Annotated in this window: 26 protein-coding genes; 13 read left to right on the top strand and 13 right to left on the bottom strand. The window is 47.5% G+C overall.

Going from position 1 to position 25,428, the window contains the following annotated elements; translation table 11 throughout:
* Nucleotides 1-162: 162 nt before the first annotated feature.
* Entirely contained in the window at nucleotides 163-777 is a 615-nt protein-coding gene (locus tag K7G97_RS05320; RefSeq protein ID WP_223041541.1) for an NAD(P)-dependent oxidoreductase, read from the bottom strand.
* A gap of 181 nt (nucleotides 778-958) precedes the next feature.
* Here K7G97_RS05320 and K7G97_RS05315 point away from each other — a divergent pair, with 181 nt between their 5' ends.
* From K7G97_RS05315 to K7G97_RS05280, 9 genes are all read left to right on the top strand, one after another.
* Complete coding sequence (locus K7G97_RS05315) at nucleotides 959-1,648, top strand: hypothetical protein (RefSeq protein WP_223041540.1); 690 nt, start codon at nucleotides 959-961, stop codon at nucleotides 1,646-1,648.
* A gap of 17 nt (nucleotides 1,649-1,665) precedes the next feature.
* A complete protein-coding gene (locus K7G97_RS05310; protein WP_029341157.1) occupies nucleotides 1,666-2,589 on the top strand; it encodes an AAA family ATPase in 924 nt (307 codons plus the stop codon).
* Nucleotides 2,590-2,595: 6 nt separating this feature from the next.
* Nucleotides 2,596-3,663 (top strand): DUF58 domain-containing protein, encoded by a 1,068-nt coding sequence (locus K7G97_RS05305; protein WP_223041539.1) that lies wholly within the window; start codon nucleotides 2,596-2,598, stop codon nucleotides 3,661-3,663.
* 23 nt (nucleotides 3,664-3,686) lie between these two features.
* Complete coding sequence (locus K7G97_RS05300; RefSeq protein ID WP_223041538.1) at nucleotides 3,687-4,547, top strand: ABC transporter permease subunit; 861 nt, start codon at nucleotides 3,687-3,689, stop codon at nucleotides 4,545-4,547.
* Complete coding sequence (locus K7G97_RS05295) at nucleotides 4,547-5,575, top strand: ABC transporter permease (protein WP_223041537.1); 1,029 nt, start codon at nucleotides 4,547-4,549, stop codon at nucleotides 5,573-5,575. The genes K7G97_RS05300 and K7G97_RS05295 overlap by 1 nt, the downstream gene beginning before the upstream one ends.
* Nucleotides 5,576-5,676: 101 nt before the next feature.
* A complete protein-coding gene (locus K7G97_RS17450) occupies nucleotides 5,677-5,811 on the top strand; it encodes a hypothetical protein (protein ID WP_262415800.1) in 135 nt (44 codons plus the stop codon).
* A 28-nt stretch (nucleotides 5,812-5,839) separates the two neighbouring features.
* Nucleotides 5,840-6,700, top strand: a complete 861-nt coding sequence (locus K7G97_RS05290) for an ABC transporter permease subunit (protein ID WP_023467647.1) — start codon at nucleotides 5,840-5,842, stop codon at nucleotides 6,698-6,700.
* Nucleotides 6,700-7,728 (top strand): ABC transporter permease subunit, encoded by a 1,029-nt coding sequence (locus K7G97_RS05285; protein WP_223041536.1) that lies wholly within the window; start codon nucleotides 6,700-6,702, stop codon nucleotides 7,726-7,728. The genes K7G97_RS05290 and K7G97_RS05285 overlap by 1 nt, the downstream gene beginning before the upstream one ends.
* Before the next feature lie 114 nt (nucleotides 7,729-7,842).
* Complete coding sequence (locus tag K7G97_RS05280; protein ID WP_223041535.1) at nucleotides 7,843-9,015, top strand: MFS transporter; 1,173 nt, start codon at nucleotides 7,843-7,845, stop codon at nucleotides 9,013-9,015.
* A 52-nt stretch (nucleotides 9,016-9,067) separates the two neighbouring features.
* Here K7G97_RS05280 and K7G97_RS05275 read toward each other — a convergent pair whose 3' ends face one another.
* The 5 genes from K7G97_RS05275 to K7G97_RS05255 all read right to left on the bottom strand — a co-directional run bounded on the left by K7G97_RS05275 (nucleotide 9,068) and on the right by K7G97_RS05255 (nucleotide 16,146).
* Entirely contained in the window at nucleotides 9,068-10,177 is a 1,110-nt protein-coding gene (locus K7G97_RS05275) for an MFS transporter (protein ID WP_223041534.1), read from the bottom strand.
* A 144-nt stretch (nucleotides 10,178-10,321) separates the two neighbouring features.
* A complete protein-coding gene (locus K7G97_RS05270) occupies nucleotides 10,322-12,877 on the bottom strand; it encodes a sensor histidine kinase (protein WP_223041533.1) in 2,556 nt (851 codons plus the stop codon).
* Nucleotides 12,878-13,085: 208 nt separating this feature from the next.
* Complete coding sequence (locus K7G97_RS05265; protein WP_223041532.1) at nucleotides 13,086-13,538, bottom strand: hypothetical protein; 453 nt, start codon at nucleotides 13,536-13,538, stop codon at nucleotides 13,086-13,088.
* A 71-nt stretch (nucleotides 13,539-13,609) separates the two neighbouring features.
* On the bottom strand, nucleotides 13,610-14,029 hold the full coding sequence (locus K7G97_RS05260; protein WP_023467641.1) for a hypothetical protein: 420 nt from the start codon (nucleotides 14,027-14,029) through the stop codon (nucleotides 13,610-13,612).
* Nucleotides 14,029-16,146, bottom strand: a complete 2,118-nt coding sequence (locus tag K7G97_RS05255) for a DNA topoisomerase III (protein ID WP_223041531.1) — start codon at nucleotides 16,144-16,146, stop codon at nucleotides 14,029-14,031. Before K7G97_RS05255 ends, K7G97_RS05260 begins: the two co-directional genes overlap by 1 nt.
* A gap of 44 nt (nucleotides 16,147-16,190) precedes the next feature.
* Between K7G97_RS05255 and K7G97_RS05250 the strand changes: the two genes are divergently transcribed.
* Nucleotides 16,191-17,087: a DMT family transporter gene (locus K7G97_RS05250; RefSeq protein WP_023467639.1), complete on the top strand. Its 897-nt coding sequence runs from the start codon at nucleotides 16,191-16,193 to the stop codon at nucleotides 17,085-17,087.
* Between the two features lie 248 nt (nucleotides 17,088-17,335).
* On the opposite strand, the gene K7G97_RS05245 is transcribed toward K7G97_RS05250, so the two are convergent.
* Entirely contained in the window at nucleotides 17,336-18,796 is a 1,461-nt protein-coding gene (locus tag K7G97_RS05245; RefSeq protein WP_087679909.1) for an MDR family MFS transporter, read from the bottom strand.
* A 220-nt stretch (nucleotides 18,797-19,016) separates the two neighbouring features.
* Here K7G97_RS05245 and tnpA point away from each other — a divergent pair, with 220 nt between their 5' ends.
* From tnpA to K7G97_RS05230, 3 genes are all read left to right on the top strand, one after another.
* On the top strand, nucleotides 19,017-19,418 hold the full coding sequence (tnpA, locus tag K7G97_RS05240; protein ID WP_087679908.1) for an IS200/IS605 family transposase: 402 nt from the start codon (nucleotides 19,017-19,019) through the stop codon (nucleotides 19,416-19,418).
* 4 nt (nucleotides 19,419-19,422) lie between these two features.
* Complete coding sequence (locus tag K7G97_RS05235) at nucleotides 19,423-20,499, top strand: RNA-guided endonuclease TnpB family protein (RefSeq protein ID WP_223041530.1); 1,077 nt, start codon at nucleotides 19,423-19,425, stop codon at nucleotides 20,497-20,499.
* Nucleotides 20,500-20,725: 226 nt separating this feature from the next.
* Nucleotides 20,726-21,541: an SDR family NAD(P)-dependent oxidoreductase gene (locus tag K7G97_RS05230; RefSeq protein ID WP_023467637.1), complete on the top strand. Its 816-nt coding sequence runs from the start codon at nucleotides 20,726-20,728 to the stop codon at nucleotides 21,539-21,541.
* A gap of 43 nt (nucleotides 21,542-21,584) precedes the next feature.
* Here K7G97_RS05230 and K7G97_RS05225 read toward each other — a convergent pair whose 3' ends face one another.
* Genes K7G97_RS05225 through K7G97_RS05200 form a run of 6 tightly spaced genes read right to left on the bottom strand, consistent with a single transcriptional unit; the run spans nucleotide 21,585 to nucleotide 25,427 of the window.
* Nucleotides 21,585-21,956 carry a hypothetical protein gene (locus tag K7G97_RS05225; RefSeq protein WP_223041529.1) on the bottom strand — a complete coding sequence of 124 codons (372 nt, stop codon included), beginning with the start codon at nucleotides 21,954-21,956 and terminating at the stop codon, nucleotides 21,585-21,587.
* A 27-nt stretch (nucleotides 21,957-21,983) separates the two neighbouring features.
* Nucleotides 21,984-22,505, bottom strand: coding sequence for an ECF transporter S component (locus K7G97_RS05220; RefSeq protein WP_262415799.1), 522 nt, complete (start codon nucleotides 22,503-22,505; stop codon nucleotides 21,984-21,986).
* Nucleotides 22,506-22,543: 38 nt separating this feature from the next.
* Nucleotides 22,544-23,497: an ATP-binding cassette domain-containing protein gene (locus tag K7G97_RS05215; RefSeq protein WP_223041527.1), complete on the bottom strand. Its 954-nt coding sequence runs from the start codon at nucleotides 23,495-23,497 to the stop codon at nucleotides 22,544-22,546.
* Nucleotides 23,433-24,152 (bottom strand): hypothetical protein, encoded by a 720-nt coding sequence (locus K7G97_RS05210; protein WP_223041526.1) that lies wholly within the window; start codon nucleotides 24,150-24,152, stop codon nucleotides 23,433-23,435. The genes K7G97_RS05215 and K7G97_RS05210 overlap by 65 nt, the downstream gene beginning before the upstream one ends.
* A complete protein-coding gene (locus K7G97_RS05205) occupies nucleotides 24,130-24,534 on the bottom strand; it encodes a DUF4430 domain-containing protein (protein ID WP_223041525.1) in 405 nt (134 codons plus the stop codon). The genes K7G97_RS05210 and K7G97_RS05205 overlap by 23 nt, the downstream gene beginning before the upstream one ends.
* Nucleotides 24,531-25,427 carry a hypothetical protein gene (locus tag K7G97_RS05200; RefSeq protein WP_223041524.1) on the bottom strand — a complete coding sequence of 299 codons (897 nt, stop codon included), beginning with the start codon at nucleotides 25,425-25,427 and terminating at the stop codon, nucleotides 24,531-24,533. Before K7G97_RS05200 ends, K7G97_RS05205 begins: the two co-directional genes overlap by 4 nt.
* Nucleotide 25,428 lies beyond the last annotated feature (1 nt).

The following is a 25,428-nucleotide window of genomic DNA, read 5'->3' as shown; positions in this document are numbered from 1 at the left end:
GAAAGCGGGTCTTGTTCGTCTCTGACAGCGCATAAATGCGCTTGTTCCTGTAGGAGTGGCGTGTGACGCGTCATTCTTTTTGTTACGAGATAAGGATGGCAGATTATCATTCTGTCACCCTTATCTTTGTAGAGACTGACTTTTGAGTCAGCCCCTTCTTCATCATTCAGCGAGACCGACACTCGATTTGATATGATCTTCTGTTTCAATCGCTTGTAAGAGGAAATGCGCCACATCTGCGCGATTGATCTGTTTCGCATCTTCCGGTACACCTGTATCTGCTTGACGATAAAGTCCCGTCAACGGACCGTTCAGTAAACGGAGTGGTCGGGCTACCGTATAGTTCAAATCTGCTTGTTGCAAAAGCGCGATCGCTTGGCGGTGATCCTTCAGTGGATTTTTCAGAATCCGCTGAGCGAGCATCCCTTGTACACCCGGTAATTCATCATCAACACCGGCAGACGCAACATAACCGATCCGGTCTACCCCCTGTTTTTTCATCGCTGTCACGATCCGAACGAGACTTCGTTCTAAAAAGCCATTGTAAGCAAGACTTTCCGTACCGAGTGCTGTCAGGACAGCCTCTTGCCCGGCAACAGCAGCCGTCACCGCTTCTTGATCGAGCACGTCGCCTTTAACGACGTGTAACCGTTCGTCACGTAGTGTCAGTTTTTCCGGACTACGGACGAATGCTGTGACCTCATGACCGTGATCAATCGCTTGCTTGACCAGTTCTTGCCCCGTTTGACCCGTCGCTCCAAAAATAATCAATTTCATACAAAACATCCTTTCTCTTTCAAGAACCACTGATTCCATCATACCCTTACCACTTGAAAATGAATCGTCTCACTTTGTCTTTATTTTCAGAAAATTGTTTTTATTTGTTAAGCGTGTATGCTAAAATCTTCCTAAGTACATATGGATATTTTTTCCTTAAAAACAGGAAGGAGGATCGCTTGTGTTACGGCAACGCTTTATCATGTCGCTTGGTGTCATTCTGATTGGTCTGTTCTTGTTTCAAACCGTCACGACGTACGTCTATACGCATTACATCATGCCGGATCCTTTTAAAAAGCCTTCGATTGCAGAAACTGAAGCGAACGGCGAAATTAGTTTTAAAAACGGTCACTCACCTACTAAAACAAAAGGCAAAATGCCTTTTGAACCGATCGATCCACGACCTAGTCCAAAAGAGCTCTGGAAATCTCTTAAAGCGGATGCTTCTGACTCCCCCTTTTCTTATCTGCAATACATCATTTTAATCAGCTTGTTTAGTTTCATGGTCTGGAAACTCGTTCAGTCACGTCTCGTGAAAAAACGGCGCAGGTCTACAGGAGAAGTAACGGATGACGTTCCATTTGCTCAATCAATCTTTCGTCCTGCTTCTTTAAGAAAATCGCCTTATCTGTATGCATCGTATTCGTCTTCACGTGTCCGTGACCTCGTCATCCGCTTTGAGCAACATTTACCGCGCAGTCAGCAACGTCGTCCGAACGAAACGCTCGAAGACTGGTTACGTCGGATTGAAGTCCCTGTCGATTTTCAGTTATATCGGAATATCCGCTACGGTGATATGTCGGAAACGATCGTCACGAACGATGAGATTCTACGCTTCGAACAACAACTAGCATGCTACTCAATCATTTAACATTGGAGGGATTTCCTATGAAACTACAACAATTAAAAGACCAACTCAATTCCATCTATCTCGGTAAACCGGACGTCATTGATCTCTGTCTGACGGCACTCATCGCAGAAGGACATATTCTATTAGAAGATGTACCGGGAACGGGGAAAACGATGCTCGCGAAGGCGCTCGCTCAAAGCTTCGAGAGTGCCTTCTCGCGGATCCAGTTCACGGCGGATTTGCTTCCGTCAGACGTCATCGGTTCGGACTTCTTCAACTTAAAGACGCAGGAGTTCGAGAATAAACGCGGTCCATTGTTTGCGAACGTCGTCTTGATCGATGAGATCAACCGCGCCGTTCCGCGGACACAATCGGCATTACTTGAAGCGATGGAAGAGCGTCAGGTCTCGATTGGTGGAACAACCTATCAGATGCCAGCCCCATTCTTTGTCATCGCAACACAAAACCCGATTGAATCGGCAGGAACATTCCCACTACCGGACGCCCAACTCGATCGATTCATGGTCGCAATTGAAGTCGGTTATCCGGATTTCGAGAATGAACGTCGCTTATTGTCTGAGATTCTGACGAACGTCCGTCGGTCAGCCGTCGGCATCGCGTCAGGTGGCGACTTGATTTCCTGGCAGGAAGAGGCACGCCGCGTCCATGCATCGCAAGACGTGCTCGATTATCTATTACACATCGTTCAAGCGACACGAAATCATGAACTCATTGAAGTCGGCGTCAGTCCGCGTGGAGCGATTGCATTACTTCGCGCCTCGCAAAGTTACGCGTTCTTGAATCAACGCGACTTCATCATCCCGGAAGATATCAAATATCTTGCAAAACACGTCTTATCCCATCGCCTGACACTGACACTCGAAGGTGGAATCAAAACGACGAAAGCGGCTGTCTTGACGCATATTCTGGACGACGTGCCGGTTCCGGTCGAGATGGGGTGACGAATCATGCAGATTGAACGTTCCGTCCCGTTTTGGCTTGAACGCCGACTTTTTCCACTGTACGTCACGATGACGTTCATCTTCCTCTTCATTCCGCGTCTTTCCGTCCTCGGATTTCTGTTCGCAGCTTTGGCGACGATTCATTTCGTCGTCGGGCGAACAGAAAAGCAGTTACGACGGGATGTCGCAATCGAATGGAAACATTATGAATCATTGATGTTCAACCAGGAGAAGACATCGCTCCATTTGCAAGTCTTCGGCGTCGAATCCTTGAGTCAACTTGGGCTCGAAGCGACACTTCGTTTGCACACGGATGGCGGAGTCATCTTCCCGGAGATGGATCCACTACACCCGGCGACGTTTCATGCAGTGATTGACTCTGAAGACGCAGTGACGATCCCGATTCAGACGGTTCGTCGTGGACCCGCCGAATTCGATGAGATCATCTTGACGATTCGCCTGCCTTGGAAGATGGGCGTTTATCTCTTTACGTTCGATACGTATCCATCGTTTACAGTCTTGCCGTCCTTGACGGCGCAAGCGACGCCGCTTCTTTTACAACGTTTACGGATCGGTGATCGACCGGACCGCTACTCACCGCTCAAGAACAAACTCGTTCAGCTTGGTGCAAAACCCTATACGGCGGAACCGTCAAAAGAAATCGATTGGTATGCGACGGCGAAGACCGGTCGTCTGCAGGCGAAAGTGTTCGAAACGAGCAATCAGGATACGTTTACGATTGCCTTAAATTTATCAGCTCCGAGCGGTTACGGTCTCCATCAACAATTTGAGACGTTCATTGAACAAGCGGCATTCCTGATCAGTGAATTGATCAAGGAAGGCTGTAAGATTGAACTGTTCCTCAATCGACTCGACGGATCGAACCGAATGACACATCTTTCACTACAAGAAGGACAACCACAATTAAAACATGTCCTGATGACGCTCTCGACGGTCTCGACGCGTGATTCGTTCATCGCAACACAACAGTTCGAACGCTACGTACTGCGCCGTAAACACATGAACAGTCAGTTGATCCAGATTGGCAATGATCGGATCCTCGCCATCGGATGACTTTAATGAAAGGAGTCTCGTTCATGACTTTTCTTGCTCGAAAATCACTACAGCTCATCATCGCTTTTTTCGTTTTGATCGCAATCAGTGCGCTTCCATCACTTGTCGTCCGTATGCATTTCGTTCCCGAGAGTTACTGGACTGGCTTACAAGAACAGTTCCATCAACTCACCAAGCTGAATGAAATTACATACTATAACGTCACTGCAGAACGAGAAGATCTGCTACTCCCTGCTTTACAACCAATGATTCAGGAAACTCTGATTCTATTTTTGACTTCGCTTGCCGTCTCATTTGTGGTTGCGATTTTATACGTCTCTCTTTTTTATCGAAGTGGTAAATGGATGCGAACGTTCTTGAGACAAATGAGCCGCACGCTCGAAATGGTTCCTGATTTATTTTGGGTCATCCTTTCTCAATCTCTTGTCATTTATCTCTTTAAAACGACTGGCTTTGACCGAATCGAGGTCGCCGGAACGTATGCTGACTCTATTCGTTTTCTACCGATTCTATGTCTAACTTTGACGACGGTCTTTTTCTTTATCAAATGGCTGACGACACAAATCTTAGATCAAGAGGAGTCCTTGTTCCTCGAACTTGCGCGTGCGAAAGGTCTTAGGAACAGCACACTTTTTTGGAGGCATTTGTTACCGACGATGTTCTATCGTTTTTACTTGTTCTTTAGATCAAATATCATCACGGTGTTATCGAGTTTATTAATCATTGAATATACTTTCGAAGTACAAGGATTATTCCGCTTCGTCCTCTATAATTCACAAATGCCGATTCTGCTTGTTATTTTATTTTTAGTCTATCTTCCGATTTTCGTATTGGATCTCCTAGCAGAATGGCTCATTCCAAATGCATGGAAAGGAGAACTCTAATGCGACGGACTCTTGTGCGTGATCCGATTTTTTGGATATGTATCATCATACTGACTAGTCTGCTTTTGATGAGTTTTGGAAACACGATTTTCCGAGATGGACAAGTGGATCGTATTTCAAATCGTTATGCTGATGATGGCACCTTCATTGCCACCTCTCCGCTAAAACCTTCATTGGACCAATGGCTTGGAACCGACCGTTCAGGAAACGACTTGTTCCAAATGATGATCGAAGGGTTCAAATGGACTTTTGGTGTCTGCGCGTTTGTTGCTTTAGGACGCCTCATACTCGGGCTGATGATAGGTATTCCATTAGCCTTTCGTGGAAAACGACTGCACGGTGTACTAAAAGTTGTCATGGATGGGTTTTTAGTGCTACCTGTCTCGCTACTTGCCTTGATGCTTATGTTATCCTCTCTTATATTTCCTGAGATGTTGGCTGTTCCTTACCTTTCAGATCGTCTGACTTTTGAATTCACGATTTTGATCGCACTGGGTTTACCTTCACTCGTCCTCTATATCATTGGCGAGACACGGCAAATTTTAACGCAAGAGTTCATGGTCGTGGCATCAACGTTCGGGGGTGGGACATGGCATCGTTTCCGTCGCCACCTTTGGCCACATCTTGTTCCGACGTTATCGATCATCTTCATGCAACAATTCATTCAAACTTTGATGCTCCTGGTGCAATTATCGCTATTCGGAATCTTCTTCTCAGGTACGGTCATCTTATATGAAGGCATCACTCCACTGATTTTCGAATGGGCGTCGATGTTTGGATACTATTTTAATCAGTTTTCTGCTGTTTCTTGGATCAATCATATGTTCCTTGTTCCAACGATTGGTATTGCCTTGTTGATTTTCTTATGTAATCTATTAACGAGTCGACTCGAACGCGCGTATCGTATTCGCCGTCACGATCAACCTGTCATCGAAGAGACATCGATTGTTCAACACGAGGCAGCGGTCACATCACTCGATGATCCATTCGCTCCCGTTCGCCATCACATCAAGCAAGAAACACGTTGATAATCCATTTTTTTCCTCTTAAACCAGAAAAAACATGAAATGAGGGCGTCCAATGTAAGTCATTCTGAATTCTCACTCCTACTCAATTAAAACATGTCCTGATGACGCTCTCGACGGTCTCGACGCGTGATTCATTCATCGCGACGGAACAGTTCGAACGTTATGTGCTTCGCCGAAAACATATGAACAGTCAGTTGATCCAGATTGGTAATGACCGGATCCTCGCCATCGGCTGAGGATCCAAAGAAAGGAGTTTCTCACTTCATGGTTTTTATCGCCCGAAAATCGATTCAGCTCATCGTGGCTTTTTTTGTCTTGATTGCGATCAGCGCTCTTCCGGCGCTCGTCGCGCAAATGAAATTCAACCCAGCAAGCTACTGGGAAGGTCTGAAGCAACAATTTGCTCAATTAACGAAACTTGATGAGATTACCTATTTCAACGTAACCGCTCAAAAGGAATTCTTGTTGCTTCCTACCATCAGTCCATTCATTAAAGAGACGTTGATCATCTTTACGACAGCTATGCTGGTCTCCGCTGTGTGTGCGATTTTTTATGCTTATTTGTTTTATCGAAGTGGCCGCAAAACACGCATGATGCTGAAACAAACGACTCGGACGCTTGAGATGGTTCCGGATCTGTTCTGGATCATTCTTTCGCAATTCCTTGTCCTCTATCTGTTTAAAACGACCGGGTATGACAAAATCGAAATTGCGGGATCCTATGCTGAGTACATTCGTTTTTTACCGATTCTTACGCTAACGTTGACAACACTATTCTTCTTCATCAAATGGTTAACGACGCAAGTACTCGAACAGGAAGCTGCTCCTTTCCTTGAACTCGCACGGGCTAAAGGCATTCGTCCTGCCGCTCTTTTCTGGAAACATTTGATTCCGACAATGATCTATCGGTTTTATCTGTTTTTCCGAGCGAACATCATTACGGTCTTATCGAGTCTCGTGATCATTGAATACACGTTCGAAGTGCAAGGTATGTTCCGGTTCGTCTTTTATAATGGACAAATGCCGATTTTGATGGTCATCTTGTTCTTAATCTATCTGCCGATTTTCATCATTGATTTGTTGGCAGAATGGCTTATTCCTAACGCCTGGAAAGGGGGGATTTGATGCGTCGTACTTTGATGCGAGATCCTGTCTTCTGGCTATGTTTATTTTTACTCACTGGTTTACTGCTCCTTAGTTTTGGAAATACGATCTTCCGTGATGGTCAAGTCGATCAAATCTCGAACCGGTATGCTGAAGACGGTACGTTCCTTGCGACGTCACCACTAAAACCGTCAAGTGATCAATGGCTCGGTACAGACCGCTCTGGCTATGACCTCTTTCAATTGATGATTGAAGGATTTAAATGGACAGCCGGTATTTGTATGATTGTTGCGCTCGGTCGAATGTTTCTTTCGCTAGTGATTGCGATTCCGCTAGCTTTTAGAAGTGCTCGCGTCAATCGATACTTAAAACTTATTCTTGATGGATTTTTAGTTTTACCGCTCTCTCTTGTCGCATTGCTCCTTTTGCTTCCATCACTTACGTTCTTTGATTCGACTGCTATCCCACCGTTGTTCGACCGTGTATCGTTCGAGTTGATCGTCTTGATTTTGCTTGGTCTCCCCTCTTTATCGCTTTATCTGATTGCTGAGACCCGTCAGTTACTTAGTCAAGAGTTCATGATTGTCGCCCAGACGCTTGGTGGCAGTCCGTGGCATCGGTTCAGACGCCACATTTGGCCACATCTTGTTCCAACGTTGACAATCGTTTTTATGCAACAGTTCATCCAAACGTTGATGTTACTCGTTCACTTATCACTTTTCAAAATTTTCTTCGCTGGAACGGTTAATTTACATGTAGGAACTGCCCCAACGATTTTTGAGTGGTCCTCGATGTTCGGTTATTACTATAACCAGTTTTCAGCGACGTCTTGGCTCAGTCATATGTTCCTTGTTCCACTGATTGGGCTAGCATTAGTCGTCTTTTTCAGTAATCTATTCATGAGTCGACTCGAACGGGCTTTCCGCTTCCGCCAGCAACTAAAACCAATCAAGCTATCGGCATCTCGTGCTCAAGACGAAGCCGCTGCGACGTCGATGGTCGATCCCTTTACACTCGTTGCCCGGAACTCCCGTCACGATTCTGATTGACAATCCATTTTTTTCCTCTTACACTAGAAAAAAACATGAAATGAGGGCGTCCAATGTAAGTCATTCTGAATTCTCACTCCTAACTAAATACGTACGATATGGAGGTCATTCAGAATGAACCGGTTTACGCTTTTATTGGTCAGTCAATGGATTGCGAATGCGGGAGATGCGCTCTATATCGTCTCCCTGATCGCGATGATCTATCAAACGACAGGGCAAGCGAGTCTCGCTGCCCTGTTTCCTGTTCTCGTCACAGCAGGCATGACAGGAAGCGGCTTCTTATTCGCCCAAGTCGCTCAACGTGTTCCCCATGCCTCGTTGTTGTTCGGCAGTCAACTCCTCAAAACGATTCTCTTAGGCATCATCTGGGGACTTGATTTACCACTGCCACTTATCCTCGCACTCGTTGGATGTATCGCTTTCTTCGACGGATTTGCTCGTCCGATCGAAAGTGCCTTCATCCCTCGACTGTGTCAGGATGTCCAAAAGGCTAACAGTCTCGTACAAGGCTCGAATCAAGTGATTCAGCTCATCATGTGGCCGCTCGGCGCCATTCTGGTCAGCTGGTTATCGCCGCTTTCCGTCTTGTCCGTCTCGGCCGGTCTGTTTTTAGGTGCGAGTCTCATCAGCTATCTGTTCCATCGAAGCGTCCGCTCTCTACCCGACCCTTCGATGGAAGGGGAAGACGTTTCCTTCCGGTCGAGTATTCGCTACACGCGAGCGCATTCTTTCGCGAAAGCCAACACGTATCTCGTCGGAATCGATGCGTTCGTCAGTACGGCTTGGATTTCTGCTCTGTTCCTCGTCTATATCGATACACATTTCCAGCTATCGGAACGCTGGTGGGGCATTCTAAATGCCTTCTATCTGCTGAGCATGATTGCCGGTAGTTACATGATGTTACGTCGTCGTGGAACGCGTTCGTTGCTTTATCGCAGCATCGGCTTTTCGATTGTTGCGACCTTCTTGTTTGCTTTCGCTCCAATCGTCACACTTGCCGTGATCGCTTGTCTGATCCAAGGGTTTGCGAGTCAAGTCCGGGCGATTGAGCTGAATACGTTGTTGCAGACGACGACACCACTCGAACGGTTACCGTATGTCTATAGCGTGCAACAAACCGTGTATGCACTCTGTTTCTGCCTCGGCAGTCTATTGTTCGGATGGCTTGCCGATGTGTTTGCGATCGAGCTTGTCTATGCGCTCGCAGGAGCCCTCTCTTTGTTGATGTGGCAACCGGCTCGCCAGCTATTGGCACATTCCTCTCAGGAGCAACGACACGTGTCGTAATAAATGACAGTCAAAAGGACAAAGGTCAATGCACCTTTGTCCTTTTTTTGATTCAGTTCTGACGCGTGCGCGTCACACTATACAACAGAAGCAACATAAGTGAGACGAGACCGAGCGCGGCATAGGTCATCTGAAGCGAGAAGACACGTTCGACGAAGACGAATAGCGTACCGGTTCCAAGCACAGCTAAACGTTCAATGACTGAGATCAGCGACGTAAACGTTGCGCGTCCATTTGGCGGCGCAACATCTTGGATAACAGTGGTCACATACGGCTCAGCCCAGCCATAGCACAAGTACAGCATACCGAGTAAACCGATACTGACGAGCGGAGAGGCAACCGACAATCCGGCAAGACACACGATATAGATCATCGCCCATCCGACGGGCGATCGGAACCGAGATAAGGACGCACCAATCGCCTGCATGATTTGAAATAACACGAAAACGAATCCGAAATGGACCATCGGTATCGTTTGATCCCGTAGATAGAGTTGCCAAAACTCATCAACGAAATCAATCGTCACCCCGTATAACAAGACAAGACAAAGAATTCGGACGTAGACGCGTCGAAACGAAAAACCGTTTAGCAATGTCTTCAACGAACTCGTCTCTCCGTCTTGTTCTCGCGCTGCTTCCTTTAAGAAAAACGTCAGCAGTACTGTTCCGAGCAAAACCCACCAAGACACGTGATAGTGCCAAATCAAGTCTACCGATCGCACGGCGTAACTCCCGACAAGTGCCGCAAGTCCTGATGTCAATAAACCACCGATTGAAATCACTCGCCAGACCGTCTCGAATCGCTCTTCCATCCTATGCATTCGCAATGTTTCATAGACGTGGGCTTCAAGCGCTCCACTAAGTGCTGCGCCACCGACGCCGGCAAGGACCATCGCCAAGAGGAAGGCAGGTAATGAGTAGGCTTCAAGCAACACCGTAAACGATAACCACTCACATACGAAACCAGCCAGAATGAACGGCTTTCTGCCCCACCGATCGGATAACAAACCGAACGGGACCTCACCAATCAACATGACCCAAGCAAAGATGATTTCTGCGATGACGACGTCAGCAATGCTCATTCCTCGGTCTTCCCAGTAAAAGCGCTCAATCACATAAGCTGGAATGAACGAACTACTGGCTTCGATCAGGATCCAAAGCATGAGTGATCGTCGGACTTAACAAGGCCATCTGCTTCGCCGCATCTCCTCACTTCCTTTCTATTTGATAGTAGTTAATTCCCGTTTTGCAGATGAAACCAACAAAAAAACGTCCTTTGATTAAAAAATCAAAGAACGCTTTTGACATTAACAGTCATCTGCCGATTCCGTGACCGGTACGACGGACTGGACGATCGGTAGTTCGACGATGAACGCGGACCCGACACCTTCCGTTGATTCGACATGAATCATTCCTTCGTGCGAACGAACGATTTCCTGACAAATCGCAAGACCAAGACCGGTACCGCCGATTTTTCGACTATCCGAATTATCGACTCGGTAAAACTTACTAAACAGTTGTGGTAACGCGTGACGCGGAATGCCGATTCCCTCATCTTCGATCTTCAGCTGGACACGATCTTCGACTTGACGCATCGTAATCGTGATTTGACCACCATCCGGTGAATACTTGATCGCATTGTTGATCAGGTTCGTGAACAGCTGACGCATTTTTTGTTCGTCCGCATGAATCCGTCCCGTCGTCGTTTCTTCAAAATCAAGGACGAGTTCGTGATCTTTTGCCGAAGCCGTATGGAACTCGACCGTTTCCTGAATGACTTTCGTCAAATCAAGCGGTTTGAAGTCATATTGTTGCTGACTCGATTCCATGCGTTGGACATCTAGGAAGTCGTTGACGAGATTCGTCAACCGTTCGGTTTCTGCATGAATCGTCTCGAGATACCGTTGACGTTTTGATTCCTGGACGTCGCGCGCGAGCATCAATTCCGTGTAGCCGTAAATCGAGGCAAGCGGTGTCCGCAACTCATGCGAGACGGTCGAGACGAATTCCGATTTCATCCGGTCGATTGCTGTCTCTGCCGTCACGTCACGTAAGACGAGCATCGTACCGCGGAAACAACCACCGTAATGAATTTCCTCTGCATACAGCGTGACGAATCGCTCTTCCTTGTTTAAGGACAACGCCAAGCTCTCCGTCGGAATTTCCTGACTGCAGACATGATCCATGTAGGTTAAGAACGCCTCATGTTGATCGACTTGCACTGCCAACTCTTCGATTTTGACGTCGAGCGTCATCAATCCTTCTTCCGCCACTTGATCGTGCGCCGGATGATGGAATAAAGCGAGCAATGGTTTATTGGCAAAAATCGTCTCTCCTTCGATATAGATGACCGCTTCCCGAATCGAATGGAGAAGTTTGGACGTCTTTTCCCGTTCTCGTTCGACTTCTTCAAAGACACGCATCCGGAGCAAGGAGAGTGCCAATTGACGGGAGAACGACCAGATTTCGTTCGTCTGGTCTTCCGTAAAGGCATCCCGGTAACGAACGAGGTAAATGCTTGCAATCATCGTGTTCGTCGCTGGATCCATCACCGGTACGACGATTTCGTACATCGTGTACGGATATGGGAGCGGATGATGACTCGCGACTTGTTTCGTCGAGCGAACAGCACGTTTGTTTAGACGTGTGCGTTCGAGTAATGACGTCGAAGCATGTAATAACTGGTGCTCCTGAGCTGCCGTCATCCCGTACGAGACGAGATTCGTATAGCGGTCCTGCTCTAAGAAGACGATCGCTCCGAGCTCCGCATCAGTGATCGTGATCAATTTTTCGATGATCGCCGGATACGCCGTCAACGTTTCGCGAGACGCAAGTGTCTCGGTCAACTCATTGCGATAACGCAAATGGGTCTCGTTACGTAACGTGATGTCGAGTGCTTCTTCGAGTTCTTCCTGTTGCGATTGAAGTTCTTCTTGCTGGGCAATTAATTCTTCCTGTTGACTTTGTAGTTCGTCGTTACTTGCGACGAGTTGATGTTTTTGCCCGGAAATGGCGGCTGCCATCTGGTTGAACGTCGTCGTCAACTCACCAATCTCATCTTGACGATTCGTGATGACGATCGGTGTCGCATCCTCACCTTTAGCGAGTCGTCCACTTTCCCGGTTCAACTGACGCAACTGACGCGTCAAGCGGCGGACGAATGGTCGGACGAAAACGAGAGTAATCAATAAGAGGATTGCAATATTGACGGCTCCGAGAATTTGCGACGAGTTGACTTGTTTACCAAGCCGCTCTTGCGCTGCCATCTCTTGATCGTTTAAGGAATTACGATATTTCGTGAAGACCGTCTCCATATCAACGATACTTGAACTCATATCAGCCGCACTCTTCGTCTTGATATTGAACTTCCGCTGTGGATCAAGTGGTTTTGATTTCGTCACTTTTCCGAGCGTCGGCATCTTCAAGAATGGCTCCGTCACTTTTCCGTCTTTTTTCGCCGCGACATAATTGACTAGGCTCGGCATGACGCGTTGGGTATACGCCGTGTAGAGTTCCCGTGCATCCGTTGCATACTGTCGTTCTTCTTTAAAACGTGCATTGCGCTCGAACCACGTCGTTTGTCGATTGATGCCATTTTTCTTTGCTTCGACTTCTTTTAACATCTCTTCGTCACCAAGCAAGACGAAGCCACGCATCTCGTACTGCATGCTTTGCCATGATTCGTACAAATCCGTCGCCCGTGTCCGATGTTCGTTTAACATCTTTAACTCTTGGCGTGATTCATCCACCTGTTGTTTCGTATATAGGTAGACACCACCTGTCGTTAGCAGCAGTGTCAGAAAAATCACATAAAACGCAGACATGATTTGCCGTCCGATTGTTCGATTCAGCCATGTTTTCATTAAAGGAATTCAACTCCTTTCCCTTTATCCTTCTCCAGCAATAAAGGTATTCCCGTCCATTCATTGTAAACTTTTTTCAATCGATACACAGCATTCTGCTCAAAAAGATTTCAATTTCATACAACTTTAATCTAAATCGTTGTATATGACAATTAGATGTCACGATTCAACCGTTTTCAACAAAAAAAGAGCCCCTCAGGACCCTTTTTCAATGATGATGGTGATGGCTATGACTATGACTCCGGACCGGCTGTTCGTCCGCTAAATGATCCGCATCCAAAATGCCGAGCCGTAGGTACTGGGCGACGACTTGTTTTTTCGTCGTTTCGGAAATCTGATCTGTTCCTTGGACGAGCCTTAAGATGCCAGTCGCAATCCGAAACGGTTCGAGATTCGTCTTTTCGACCGGAAAACTTGTCAACGTTTCTAAGTAAGCGACGTAATTCAGTGCATCCGATTCATCCGGACTGACGAGACGCGCCGCATGCTCGCGCAGTTGTTGCGTCAATGAATTCGTTGAGATTCCCTTTGAGGCTGCAGAGATGACTCCAAACAGAATGAAACCGATGATGAGAATGAAAAATCCGACCATGAAAATTGGCATGCCCGAGAAGAAGCCGTCGCCTCCCAGTTCGCTTTCCATGAATGCTAGTGTGAACATGATGAACCCTCCAATTGAACAGTATGATGACGTTAAGTTATATTACGTCATCCTGTTCAAGAAAGTTTCACCTAGTTAGGTAGTTTTTGCAAATCAGCTTGGAACCAGTCTTCAACGAAGAAGCGTTCCGTCTCCGTCTCGATTTGATATGAATACAACACTTCGAAGTCGCCCTCCGTTAGCATCGGTAACGTCAATTCGCGCACGAGTTGGCGTAATTCTTCCGTCAGCTCAGCTTCGTAGCGGATGAATCCATCTTCCCGGTGCTCGACTTCCGTCAAGTACGGAAGCAGGATATGCTTGCCGAATGATTGTGGATCATCGATCACTTCCGCTGTCACACCAAACAGTTCTTCTGCTTCTTCGACCAGTCCCTCTGCCGACTGCACCTCGATATGATCCGGAAACCAGACCGTCAAGCGGCGACCTTCCTGTAATAGTCGTTCAAAGACAGGACGAAACGTTTGATTTTGAATCAGTTCGTATTGCATCAGTCTTCCCCTTTCGTGAATTCGAATTTTAATTGATCGCGTTCGAGATAGAGCATCGCCTTGAACTGACGCGCATTTTTTTTCATCTCGAGTGGCTTTGTCTTTTGACCTGCGAGTACTTTTTTGACTTCCGTTTGTGTCAATTTGGCACCAAGGATCGTTTTCGGTAACGTAAAGCCACAGTTATTCTTCTGATAGCCGCTGCAGCCATAGAATTTCCCTCGATCAAGCACCGCTGATTGACACAGTGGGCATGGACCGACTGGACGATTCGTCGCACCCCGCGGGGACTTGCTTTTGACTTGTGTCGGATCAACGGCGAGTTGTTCAATTCGTTGTTTGGCATCGACGACGAGATGCTCCGACAATTTTTTCGCCTGTTCAATGAACTGGGCAGCAGATGCCTCCCCTTTCCCGATTTGCTCAAGACGGCTCTCCCACTTCGCTGTCATCTCTGGCGAAGCAAGAATACTTCCTGTCACGGCATCGATCAAGATTCGACCTTTCGGCGTCGGATGGATCTCCTTTTTGACGATTTTGATGTACTCCCGCCGTTTTAGTCCGTCGATGATCCCGGCACGGGTTGCTTCCGTCCCGAGTCCCTCGACTTCCTTCATAATCGCTTGTAGCTCATCTTCGAGTAATTTGCCAGCTGTTTTCATGCCGAGGATGAGTGTCCCTTCCGTATAGCGTTTCGGCGGCTCCGTTTGTTTCTCAAGCAGACGACAGCCTTTGATCGGCATCTCTTGTCCTTGTTCGACGGCTGGCAATTCGACTTCTTTTGACTCGATTTGTAAGACCTGTTTAAAACCCGGATCAATCGTCCGACTGCCGCGTGTCAAAAAACGGTCCATCTCGCGTGTCGTCACGATTTCTGTCTTCTCCGAGACAGCGTCCGGTGCAAAGGCAGCAAGAAAACGGCGAACGATCAAATCGTAGACTTGCGCATCTCGTCCGGAGAGCTTCGCGACGGCACCCGCTTCTTCTGTTGGAATGATCGCATAGTGGTCGCTGACCTTCGCCGGATTCACGTAACGTTTATCGTTAGCCGGATTGTTCGTCAGGACATCCTTGATTGGGCTATATTCCGCTTGCTTCAGTAACCGATCAAGAATGACCGGGAACTGTCCCGCCTCCTCTTTCGTTACGAAGGAAGAGTCCGTTCGTGGATAACTGATCCAACCACGGATATAGAGTTTTTGCGCAATATCGAGCGTCTCTTTTGCACCGAGACCAAACCGTCGGCTCGCTTCTGTTTGTAAGAGCGACAAACTGAACCAAAACGGCGGTCGTTCCGTCTGCCGCTTTTTCTCGATTGATGCGACGATTCCGGTTCCTTTTGTCCGATCCACGATCGCTTGTGCCTGGTCCCGGTCATTCAGCTTCGTCTGTTTCTTCGCATTGATATATTTTCCTTTGTATCGCGTAAAATCCGCCTCGACTTCGTAGTACGTCTCCGGTCGGAAATTCTCGATTTGTTTTTCCCGTTCGACGATCAGTGCAAGCGTCGGTGTCTGGACCCGTCCGAGGGAGAAGACGTCGGCGATGCCCTTCTTCTTCAGTAACGTCGTATACGCACGTGACGCATTCATCCCAATCAACCAATCGGCGCAAGCGCGACTCATCGCCTCATGAAAAATGTTCTCCGTTTCCTTGCCATCGAGCAGGTTCGCAAACCCATGATCAACCGCTTGAGGCGTCAGACTCGAAATCCAGAGTCGTTGCAGTGGTTTCGCGTTGTTCGCGAGACGTAAGATCAATCGGACGATTGCCTCTCCCTCTCGCTCGGCATCCGATGCTATAATGATGGAAGTCGTCGTCCGCTCATTCAATAATTTCTTGATGACCTGGTATGGTTTACTCTTGCCTTTTGCCAGTCGGTAATCAAATCGTTCCGGGATGATCGGCAGATGATCGTAGTTCCATCGTTTCCATTTGGCGTCATAATGCGCCGGCTCCTGCAGTTCACATAAGTGTCCGACCGCATAAGCGAGTTTTGCTCCTTGCGGAAACCGGTCACATGGTTTGATTTCAATGTAGCCGTCCCGCTTCACCGACGGATACGGAGCTGCCAGTTTTTCCGCTTGTTTTGGTTTTTCAGCAATGATCAATTGCACACGCTTCACCCTCATTTCCTTACTTCAGACATGTGGAGGTACCCATGCCCTATTTTACGTTATTCATGGCTTTATTCTTTATTTCAACATCGGCAATCTTCGTCAAGTGGGCGGAGACACCGATCGAGGCTGTCGCCTTTTACCGCATGTTGTTTTCGACCTTGTTGTTGCTCCCACTCATTCGATTGAAGGAACTGTTGCAACTCAGTTCGTCGACGATCCGGCATATGCTATTAAGTGGCATTTTGCTCGCCGGGCATTTTTGGCTGTGGTTCCTCTCTCTTGATTATACGACAGTTGCGAGCTCGACGCTCTTCGTGACCGCGAGTCCGATTTTTGTCCTGGCCGGTAACGCGTTATTCTTCAAACAACACCCGTCACGCAAAGCACTCCTATTCGTCGCTGTCGCCTTATTTGGTGGCGGTCTCGTCGCTTATGGAGATATCGCCGTCGGCATGCGCGCCTTAATCGGGGACGGTCTTGCCTTGCTCGCAACGATTCTCGTCGCTGGTTACTGGTTGCTCGGTCAACATGTTCGCACGAGCGTCTCGACGAACCTCTATTCGTTCGGTGTCTACGCCGTCGCGTCGCTCGTCTTGCTTTTGTTATCGTTGATTCAATCGACGAATCTTGTCGCTGCGTTCCAACAGGATTGGTGGCTGTATATTCTTCTCGCCGTCTTCCCGACGTTACTCGGTCACAATTTATTCAACTGGGCGCTCGCTCGTGTCAGCGCCAGCATAGTCAGCATCACGATTCTTGGTGAAGCGGTTTGGGGGATGATTTTCGGATACTATCTGTTTGATGAGAAGTTGACATGGATTCAAATCACCGGTGCCGCTTTACTGTTGATCGGAATCGGATTGTTCCTTCGACGCAATGAACGGGATATTCGTGAACAACTTGCCCAGCGTGAGAGTGCCACTAGTCAATCCTCCTAATTAAGAAGAGGATGACTAAAAAAAAGAACGACTCGTCTCTTCACGCCCTTTCCTCAGGCGAGACACAAGCCAGTTTTCTGCTTCATTTGAGCAGAAAAGCGGGTCTTGTTTGTCTCTGACAGCGCAAAAGTGCGCTTTTTCCTGTAGGAGTAGCGTGTGGCGAGTCTTTTATTACGAAATAAGGGTGGCAGATCATCAGTCTGCCACCCTTTTCTTTGTAAAGATTGACTTTTGAGTCAGCCCCTTCATTACGATCGTGGATCGTCAGGTCGAACTTTCGGTAAACGCCATGTCATCGCAAACGCGAGAATGGCACAAACGACTCCACCGATGAAGACGTAACGTAATCCATGTGATAACGCGATTTCTGCCGCATACTGCACATCCTGTCCGAACGTTTTTGCCGTACTCGATTGGAAAAATGGATCAATCGCGTACCCCGAGAGCGTGTCCGACGCTGAAAACGAACGAAGGATGGATAGGTTGAAGATCGTACCGAAGATCGCAACACCGAGCGTCTGTCCCGTCGTACTCAAGAACGAGTTGACGGCCGTCGCTGAGCCACGAAGTGACCAATCGACGGAAGTCTGCAAGACGACCATAAAGACGGGTTGTGAGAGACCAAAACCAATTCCGATCAGCGAAACGGCAAGATAGATGAAAACATCACTTGATTCGCGCGTGATCAACGATAAAATCACTGTACCGACGATCAGCAGCCCCATTCCTGTCATCGTCCGGTACCGGGGTGAGGCGACACCAATCGTCCGTCCACCGATGATGGCGGTCAGCGTCCAAAAAAGCGACAGTGGCATCAACATGAAACCAGCTTCGGTCGGACTCTTGCCGAGTACCCCTTGGGCAAAAATCGGAATATACGCTGACATCGAGACGAGTACCCAGGCGGAAAAGAAGACCGCTAAGTTGATCACGAGAATGACCGGATGGCGAATGACTGCTGGTGGTAAGAGTGGATCGCTCGCCTTTTTCTCGACCCGATAGAACGTGAACAATAACACGAAACTAATGAAAAAGCTGGCTAGAATGATCGGACGCAAGAACGTCTCCGACTCACTGCCCGATAATAAGCCGTAAAGAAACGCACTCATCCCGAGCGCAAACAATAACGCACCCCGGTAATCGATTTTCCGCTCTGTTTCACGAACCGTCTCTTTGTAGTAAACGACGATCATGAAGAACGACAATAACGCAAACGGTACGTTTAGTAAGAAAATATACCGCCACGAAAGCGATTCGACGAGGAATCCACCGACAAGTGGTCCGGCGACACCCGAGATTCCCCAGACAGCGCTGAGCACTCCTTGGATTTTCCCCCGCTCCTCATATGTATACAAATCCCCAATGATCGTCATCGCGATCGGCAATACAGCTCCTGCCCCGATTCCTTGGACGGCGCGGAAAACGATCAACATCTCCATCGATTGAGCGAGTCCACAGGCTAACGAAGCGACGGTGAAGACGCCGATCCCGAATAACAGAACCCGTTTTCGACCATATAAATCTGCCATCTTTCCGTAAATCGGTGTCGATACCGCCATGAACAACAAGAACCCAGCAAAAATCCAACTGACTAATTTCGCCCCGTTCAATTCACTCGCCATGACAGGTGTTGCAGTTGCGACGATCGTCCCCTCGATCGCGGCTAAAAACGTCGCGAGCAACAAGGCGACGGTTACTTTTTTCCTCATTCGTTCCACTTCCCCTCTACTGTTCTATCATACTGGTTGAACCAGTGATAAGAAAAGTAAATGCTTACAGAACTTCATAGCGAGAAATCCCACTCCTTTAGGGGTGGGATGAAAGCGATGTCGGATATGGAGTGTCAGTAACAATCCACCGGTTTTGACACTTTACGTATCCGAAAGTTTTTTCGTTTCAATTAATCTGATAAACTGATACAATCATGTTATGAAAAACAACTACAGGAGAACTCACACGACCGTTTCTTTGATTAAATATCATTTTGTATTCTGCCCTCGATACAGAAGAAAGATATTTCTTCGTAAGGATGTCGAAGCACGTTTCAAACAATTGGTACGGGAGGTATGTGAAGAGTTGGAGATCACGGTGATTGCTTTGGAATGCGATAAAGATCATTCGCATATGCTTCTCAATACTCTACCAACACTTAGTCCTGCTGACATCATGGCAAAAATTAAAGGAGTGACCTCTAAAAAGCTGAGAGAAGAATTTCCTCATCTTCAACATTTGCCAAGTCTTTGGACGCGTTCCTACTTCGTCTCTACTGCTGGAAATGTATCGAGTGAGACAATCAGACGTTATGTCGAACAACAAAAAACAAGGGGGTGAAACCGTGTCTCAGACATTGACGATAAATATCAAGCTTCTTCCTACTAGAGAACAGCAGCCTATTTTGGAAAGTATGATGGGGGCTTATATTCACGCGGTCAACCAGCTTGTTTCAGACATGGTAGAGGCAGAAACAATGATAAAAATGACAAGCAAGAATGTTCACGTTCGTTTGCCTAGCGCCGTCAAGAACCAAGCTATCAAGGACGCCCAAAGTGTTTTCAAGAAAGCGAAAAAATCACAGTTTGGAATCATCCCCATTCTCAAGAAACCGTACTGCACATGGAACAACCAGAACTATTCGTTCGATTTCGAGTCGATTTCTCTACCCATCATGATAAACGGTAAAGCGAAGAAAACGGCAATCCGCGCCGAGATGGTCGATCAAGATAATCGTATCTTTTCACTATTGAACAACAAACTCGGAACACTCCGGATTATCAAAAAATCGAACAAATGGATGGCACAAATTGCTGTCACGATTTTGACAACAGAGAAAACAGGAATAAAAACAATAGGAGTTGATCTGGGATTAAAGATTCCAGCAGTCGCTACTACAGATTGTGATCGAGTTAGGTTCTTTGGTAACGGTCGAGAAAATAAGTATACGAAACGAAAGTTTCGTGCAAAACGAAAAGATCTCGGTCAAAAGAAAAAGTTAAAGGCTATCAAGAAGTTAGATAATAAAGAGCAACGTTGGATGCAAGATAAGGATCACAAAGTCAGTCGTGAAATCGTTGAGTTTGCAAAAGAAAACAACATTTCTGTCATCCGCCTCGAAAGACTGGCGAACATCCGACAGACGGCAAGAACAAGCCGTAAAAACAATAAGAATCTACACACGTGGTCATTCTATCGCTTAGCAACATTTATTGAGTACAAAGCAAAATTAGAAGGGATTAAAGTTAAATATGTCAATCCGGCATATACATCTCAGACATGCCCTTCCTGCGGCAAAAGAAACAAAGCGAAAGATCGAACATATTCTTGTTCATGTGGATTCAAGAAACACAGAGACATCGTCGGTGCGATGAACATTCGATACGCACCTGTGGTTGATGGTAATAGTCAATCAGCCTGAGAACCTATATGGTCTGTCTTAGGAGGGGTGATGGCACACCCTCATCTGAAGGCTTGAGCAAAACAGAAATGGACTGCGCTCGCACAAGCACTTTGGAATCCCACTCATCCCGAAGAATGAGCTTGCGGCTTTAGCCGTGGGAGTGTCAAGAAACAGGATTCGCGGGAACGGTATGGAATGGTATACACTAGACTCAGATTCACGATTTCGAATGGAGGAATGTCCTATGTTACGAAAAACGGCACTGATTACCGGTGCATCGGGTGGAATCGGACTAGATCTCGCTGTCCTCGCGGCGCGAGATGGCTTCGATTGTGTACTCGTTGCCCGCAATGAGAAGAAATTGAAGGAGCTTCAACAGGTCCTTGAAAAACGCTATCAGATCAAGGTCTATGTATTCGCTGCTGACCTATCACTGAGCGACAGCGTTGATCGTCTCGTGCAGTACTTAGAGGAACAAGAATTGACGGTCGATCTATTGTTCAATAATGCAGGCTTCGCCACGTCGGGACGCTTTGCGGAAATCGATCCAACAGAAGACATTAACTCGATTCAGGTCAACGTCGTCGCCTTGACGGATTTGACGAAACGTCTCTTACCGGGAATGGTCGAACGTGGCTTTGGACGCATCTTGAATGTCGCGTCGGTCGCTGCCTTCATGCCAGGACCATACATGAGTGTCTACTACGCAACGAAAGCCTACGTCCTGTCGTTCTCGGAAGCACTTGCGACAGAAGTCGACGGCTCGGGTGTCAGTGTGACTTGTCTCTGCCCGGGACCGACCGATACGAACTTCTTTGATCGAGCGAACATCACGCTACCGTTCAAGAGTATGCCGTCACACCTCGTCGCCTTCGCTGGATACCGCGGTATGCTCAAAGGACGCCGCGTCGTTGTTCCAGGCGCAAGCAACCGCGCCATGGTTTCCTTGTCCCGTCTCTTGCCACGCCGTCTCCTGACAGAAGTGACAGGTCGAATTCAAGATCCTGCTCGCCAGCAAGAATCGTCGACAGAAGAAGAACTCCTGTACGCGAATTCATGAAAAAAACGGAAGGACCAGATAGCTGGTTCTTCCGTTTTTTTATTTATGCCTCATGATGACGAAAACGCCGTGTCGCATAACGTTTGAAGCGATCAAAGGTCGTCGTATAGCGATACAGATAACGAATGACGAGCGCACCCGTGATCGAGACGATATAGCCCGTCGATAAGACGAGTAACCAGGAGACAATCGCGAGAAACCATGAACTCTCGAACCGTAAATGTTGCCAAAGTAATCCTTCTGATGAGGTAATGAGCATGGCGCTTGGGAAGATGGCGGCAGCAAGTAAGTAACAAGCAGCATAACGTCCTCTAATCGTACCTTTCATCAACAGAATACTCCCAAACACTAAGCCGACACTTGAGACGATGAGCAACATGACGACATAAGCAAGCGAAATCGACGATCCGAGCATATGCCTTCCCTCCTGTTCGGTATGTTACTATTCTGTACCCCTCTTTTCATCGAATGAATGCATAATTCGTAAAAAAATCGGAAACAATATCCAAATGAAGATCGCGTTACTGAATCCGTGAAGCATATCAAACGTTCCTCCGGCTACAAGCAGTGTCAAAAAAGCTTGCCACGAGAATCCCGTCAATACCAAGAACCCGAGATTGCTCACCCATCCATATAAGAAACCAGCGAGAAATCCATACCCAGTCAATACGATCCGGTAACGAAGAAACGGAACGAATCCTAGACTGGCAATTGTTGCATACGCCAGCGCTTGAAAGAGTACGAACGGACCGCTTCCGAGAAACAAGCTCGTTAACACGACGACAAGCATCCCAGAAATGGCACCGACGATCGGATGGATGAAGACGGCTACTAACAAGACGAGTGCCGTCGCCGGCTGGACGTTCGGTAAACTGGAGAACAACAATCGTCCGACGATTGCCGCCGCCGTAATGATAGCGATGAACCGTAATCGTTGATCCGTCATCTGGAGTCTCTCAAACATGACTAAAAACAGACAGACGATTAGAACCGTTGCGACGATCATACGAACAACCGACTTTCTTGTAAAAAATCCTTCGTTGGTCCATCAAAAGCAACTTCTCCGTGTACGAGATAGATGATCCGCTGTGCTGCCCGAATGAGGACTGGATCATGCGTCGCCATGACGATCAGATTCGTCGGATTCTTCTTCCACGATGCGACAAAAGCCATTCGTGCGCTGTCATCAAGACCAGCCGTCGGTTCATCAAAGTAATAGCTGTCTTTACTCCAACCGATACCGTCCAAGAGACGTTTTTTTTGCGTCGTAAAACTACCGCTTCGATCGTCTAATGGCGCAAGCATCGGATGCGCTGGTACATAATGTGTCTCCCCCGACCGCCGGACTTTTCCGTATAGCGGTCGCTCGACACCGAGCGCGAGTCGTAGTAACGTCGATTTCCCACTACCATTCGCACCGATGATCGCAATGCGTTCACCTTGATGAAACGACAATTTTTCTGTCACGAGTGCATAGCGTGTCTGTAACGGATAACGGTGTCGGACGTTTTCGATCCGATTCAGGACACGACCTGTCAGTTCAGTAGCGCGACTCGTAATCGCCAAGTCGGATTGTATCGTCATCGAGCAATGGATCTGACAATCAAACCGTCGTTCGATTTCTTCAAGCAATCCCATCAATCGCTTTCGCCTGACATGATCAAGAAAGAGAAACGGTTCCGACAAGAACAAGGCCTTTGGTGACGAAGACAACGCATGACCGAGTCCGACGAGCTGTTGTTCTCCAGATGAGAGTTCACTCGACTCTGCTTCGAAAAAAGCTTCTAGTCCAAGCAAGGTCGCGAGTTCTCCTGCTCGGAACAAGGAATCTGTCGCCAGAAGATCTCGAACACGTCCATGAAGCAACCGCTCCGGTGTCAATACCGGTTGTTCATGTTCGCTCGCCTGTTGACGTAGCCGCTCTTCGCGATTTGTGTCGATATACATGATAGGCATCCCGGATTCCTCCTTTTGTAAATAATAGCACTATAGGCAAAATCAGCGCCGGAATGATCGCCCATGGTGTCAGACAAAGAGCCAGTCCTGCCGCAAGCAATAAGCCTGTCTGAACATCACGTCGCGTGATCGGTCTTAAGCGAGACGGCACCGCTTCGATCGGTACGATATGATAGGCGGCCATCCGCTCCAGTCGAACAGCAAGCGACGCTTTCGGATGACTCATCTTGACTTCCGGCCAAGTCCGTAAGAAAGACGGAATCAGCGCCAGCACCATCCCCGTCAATCGTGTCAGTCGAGGTAAGAAACGAAACAACGGTCCCATCTGATCGAGTCGAACCAATGTAAAAATCCATTGACTCGACGTGATGAATAACGTCACTTGGACCGTCGTTTCATAGATTGCCACCGTGTCGATACTTGCACCATAAAGAAGCGGGACACACATCATGACCGCATAAAGAGCCGGGAGAACTAAATAGCGAAACACAGTCCGTTCTTGAACGAATAAAAACAAGAGCAGATGATAGACGACGATCACGGATTGATTATGTGTGAGGACGAACGGGATTGTAATCATCCCGATGAAAAAGAGAGCGACGTTCACTGGGTGAAGTCGCTCCCGTTCTGGTTTACTCAAAATAAGCCATTGCATCTTTTTCAAATCGCCATTCGAGACGATCTCCTTTTTTCAGTTCATAACTTCCAGCACCGACTTCGCCTGGTTTGCCATTGACTCCGAAGACCCAGCCACTACCTGCTCCAGCTGATTTCTCTCGAATCCCATCGACTGCCGTGACATATGCCATCTCACCTTTACCTGTTTTGACGACATCGAGCGTCGTATCTTCCAGTGCATCCAGTGCTGTATCTTTTTCGTTCAAGCATACGTCTTTATTAAACAACGTCTTATCCTTGACGTGATCCATGACCGATACCTTGACTTCCGCCTCACAAGACGCTGTTTGTTGTTCCTCTTTTGCTTCCGCACAACCGGCAAGTAACACGATACTTGCAGCAAATAGCCATTTTTTCATCGTACGACTCCTTTTCGCCTTGATGTCTCAAAGCTGTAATTGTATAGCAGAATGGTTTTATCGCGTAAGGATTGACCGTCAGAACGGTAATACGTCAGACGGACCGCATTCGCTAAGACATCGTCCCCTGTATTGACGTACGGAATCAGTTTCCCTTCGTCATCAATCAAGAAGACCGTTGCATCCTGCAGACTAAACGTTTCATAGAGCCCATCGAGATCCATCTCGACATAAGGTGTTTTAGAATCATGTAAGATTTCATGAATCGAAAGCTTTCGCAACATCTCAAACGATTGATTCGCATCAATCAGTTTCTGGTAATACGACGTCAACGATTTTGTCGTCAACTCTTCACGTGGTCGATAGGAAATCGTTCCTGTCAGCTCCTGGTAACTGACATCGTAACGAATGAAGCGTTTCGGTGTTTCGACGAGCATCTCAAACGAGGCGTTCCGGAGATTCCCGCCCCGATCGAACATCAACTGACTTTGTTCCATCCGCAGTCCCTCTTCACCGACACGTCGTTCGATTTGAGAAAGGAAATTGTCGAATGAGTCATCCGTGATCGTCACGCGACCAATCTGTTGTGTTTCTTCCCGCAACATCCCAGCATCAAACGGACCGAGAAAGAGTTGGAACAGGAAGAATAAGAACCCAAAGAGTGCCATGTACCGTTTATAACGCGAGTTCTTTTTCGGGTGCAGGACGATCAGGAAAATGATGATGCCGAGCGGTAACTGAATATCATAGACTGGAAACGACACGGCACCGAGACACGCATAAAAAACGAACTTCATGTACAAGTATTTTTCTTTTTCCGTCCGACGTTCGAGTAAAAAACCTAATCCGCTAGCAGCCAGTAAAAAGAGTGCCCATAGAATGAGAAAGTCCATC

The organism is Exiguobacterium acetylicum, assembly GCF_019890935.1.
Classification (GTDB): Bacteria; Bacillota; Bacilli; order Exiguobacteriales; family Exiguobacteriaceae; genus Exiguobacterium_A; species Exiguobacterium_A abrahamii.
This window is presented reverse-complemented; position numbering and strand designations above follow the sequence as displayed.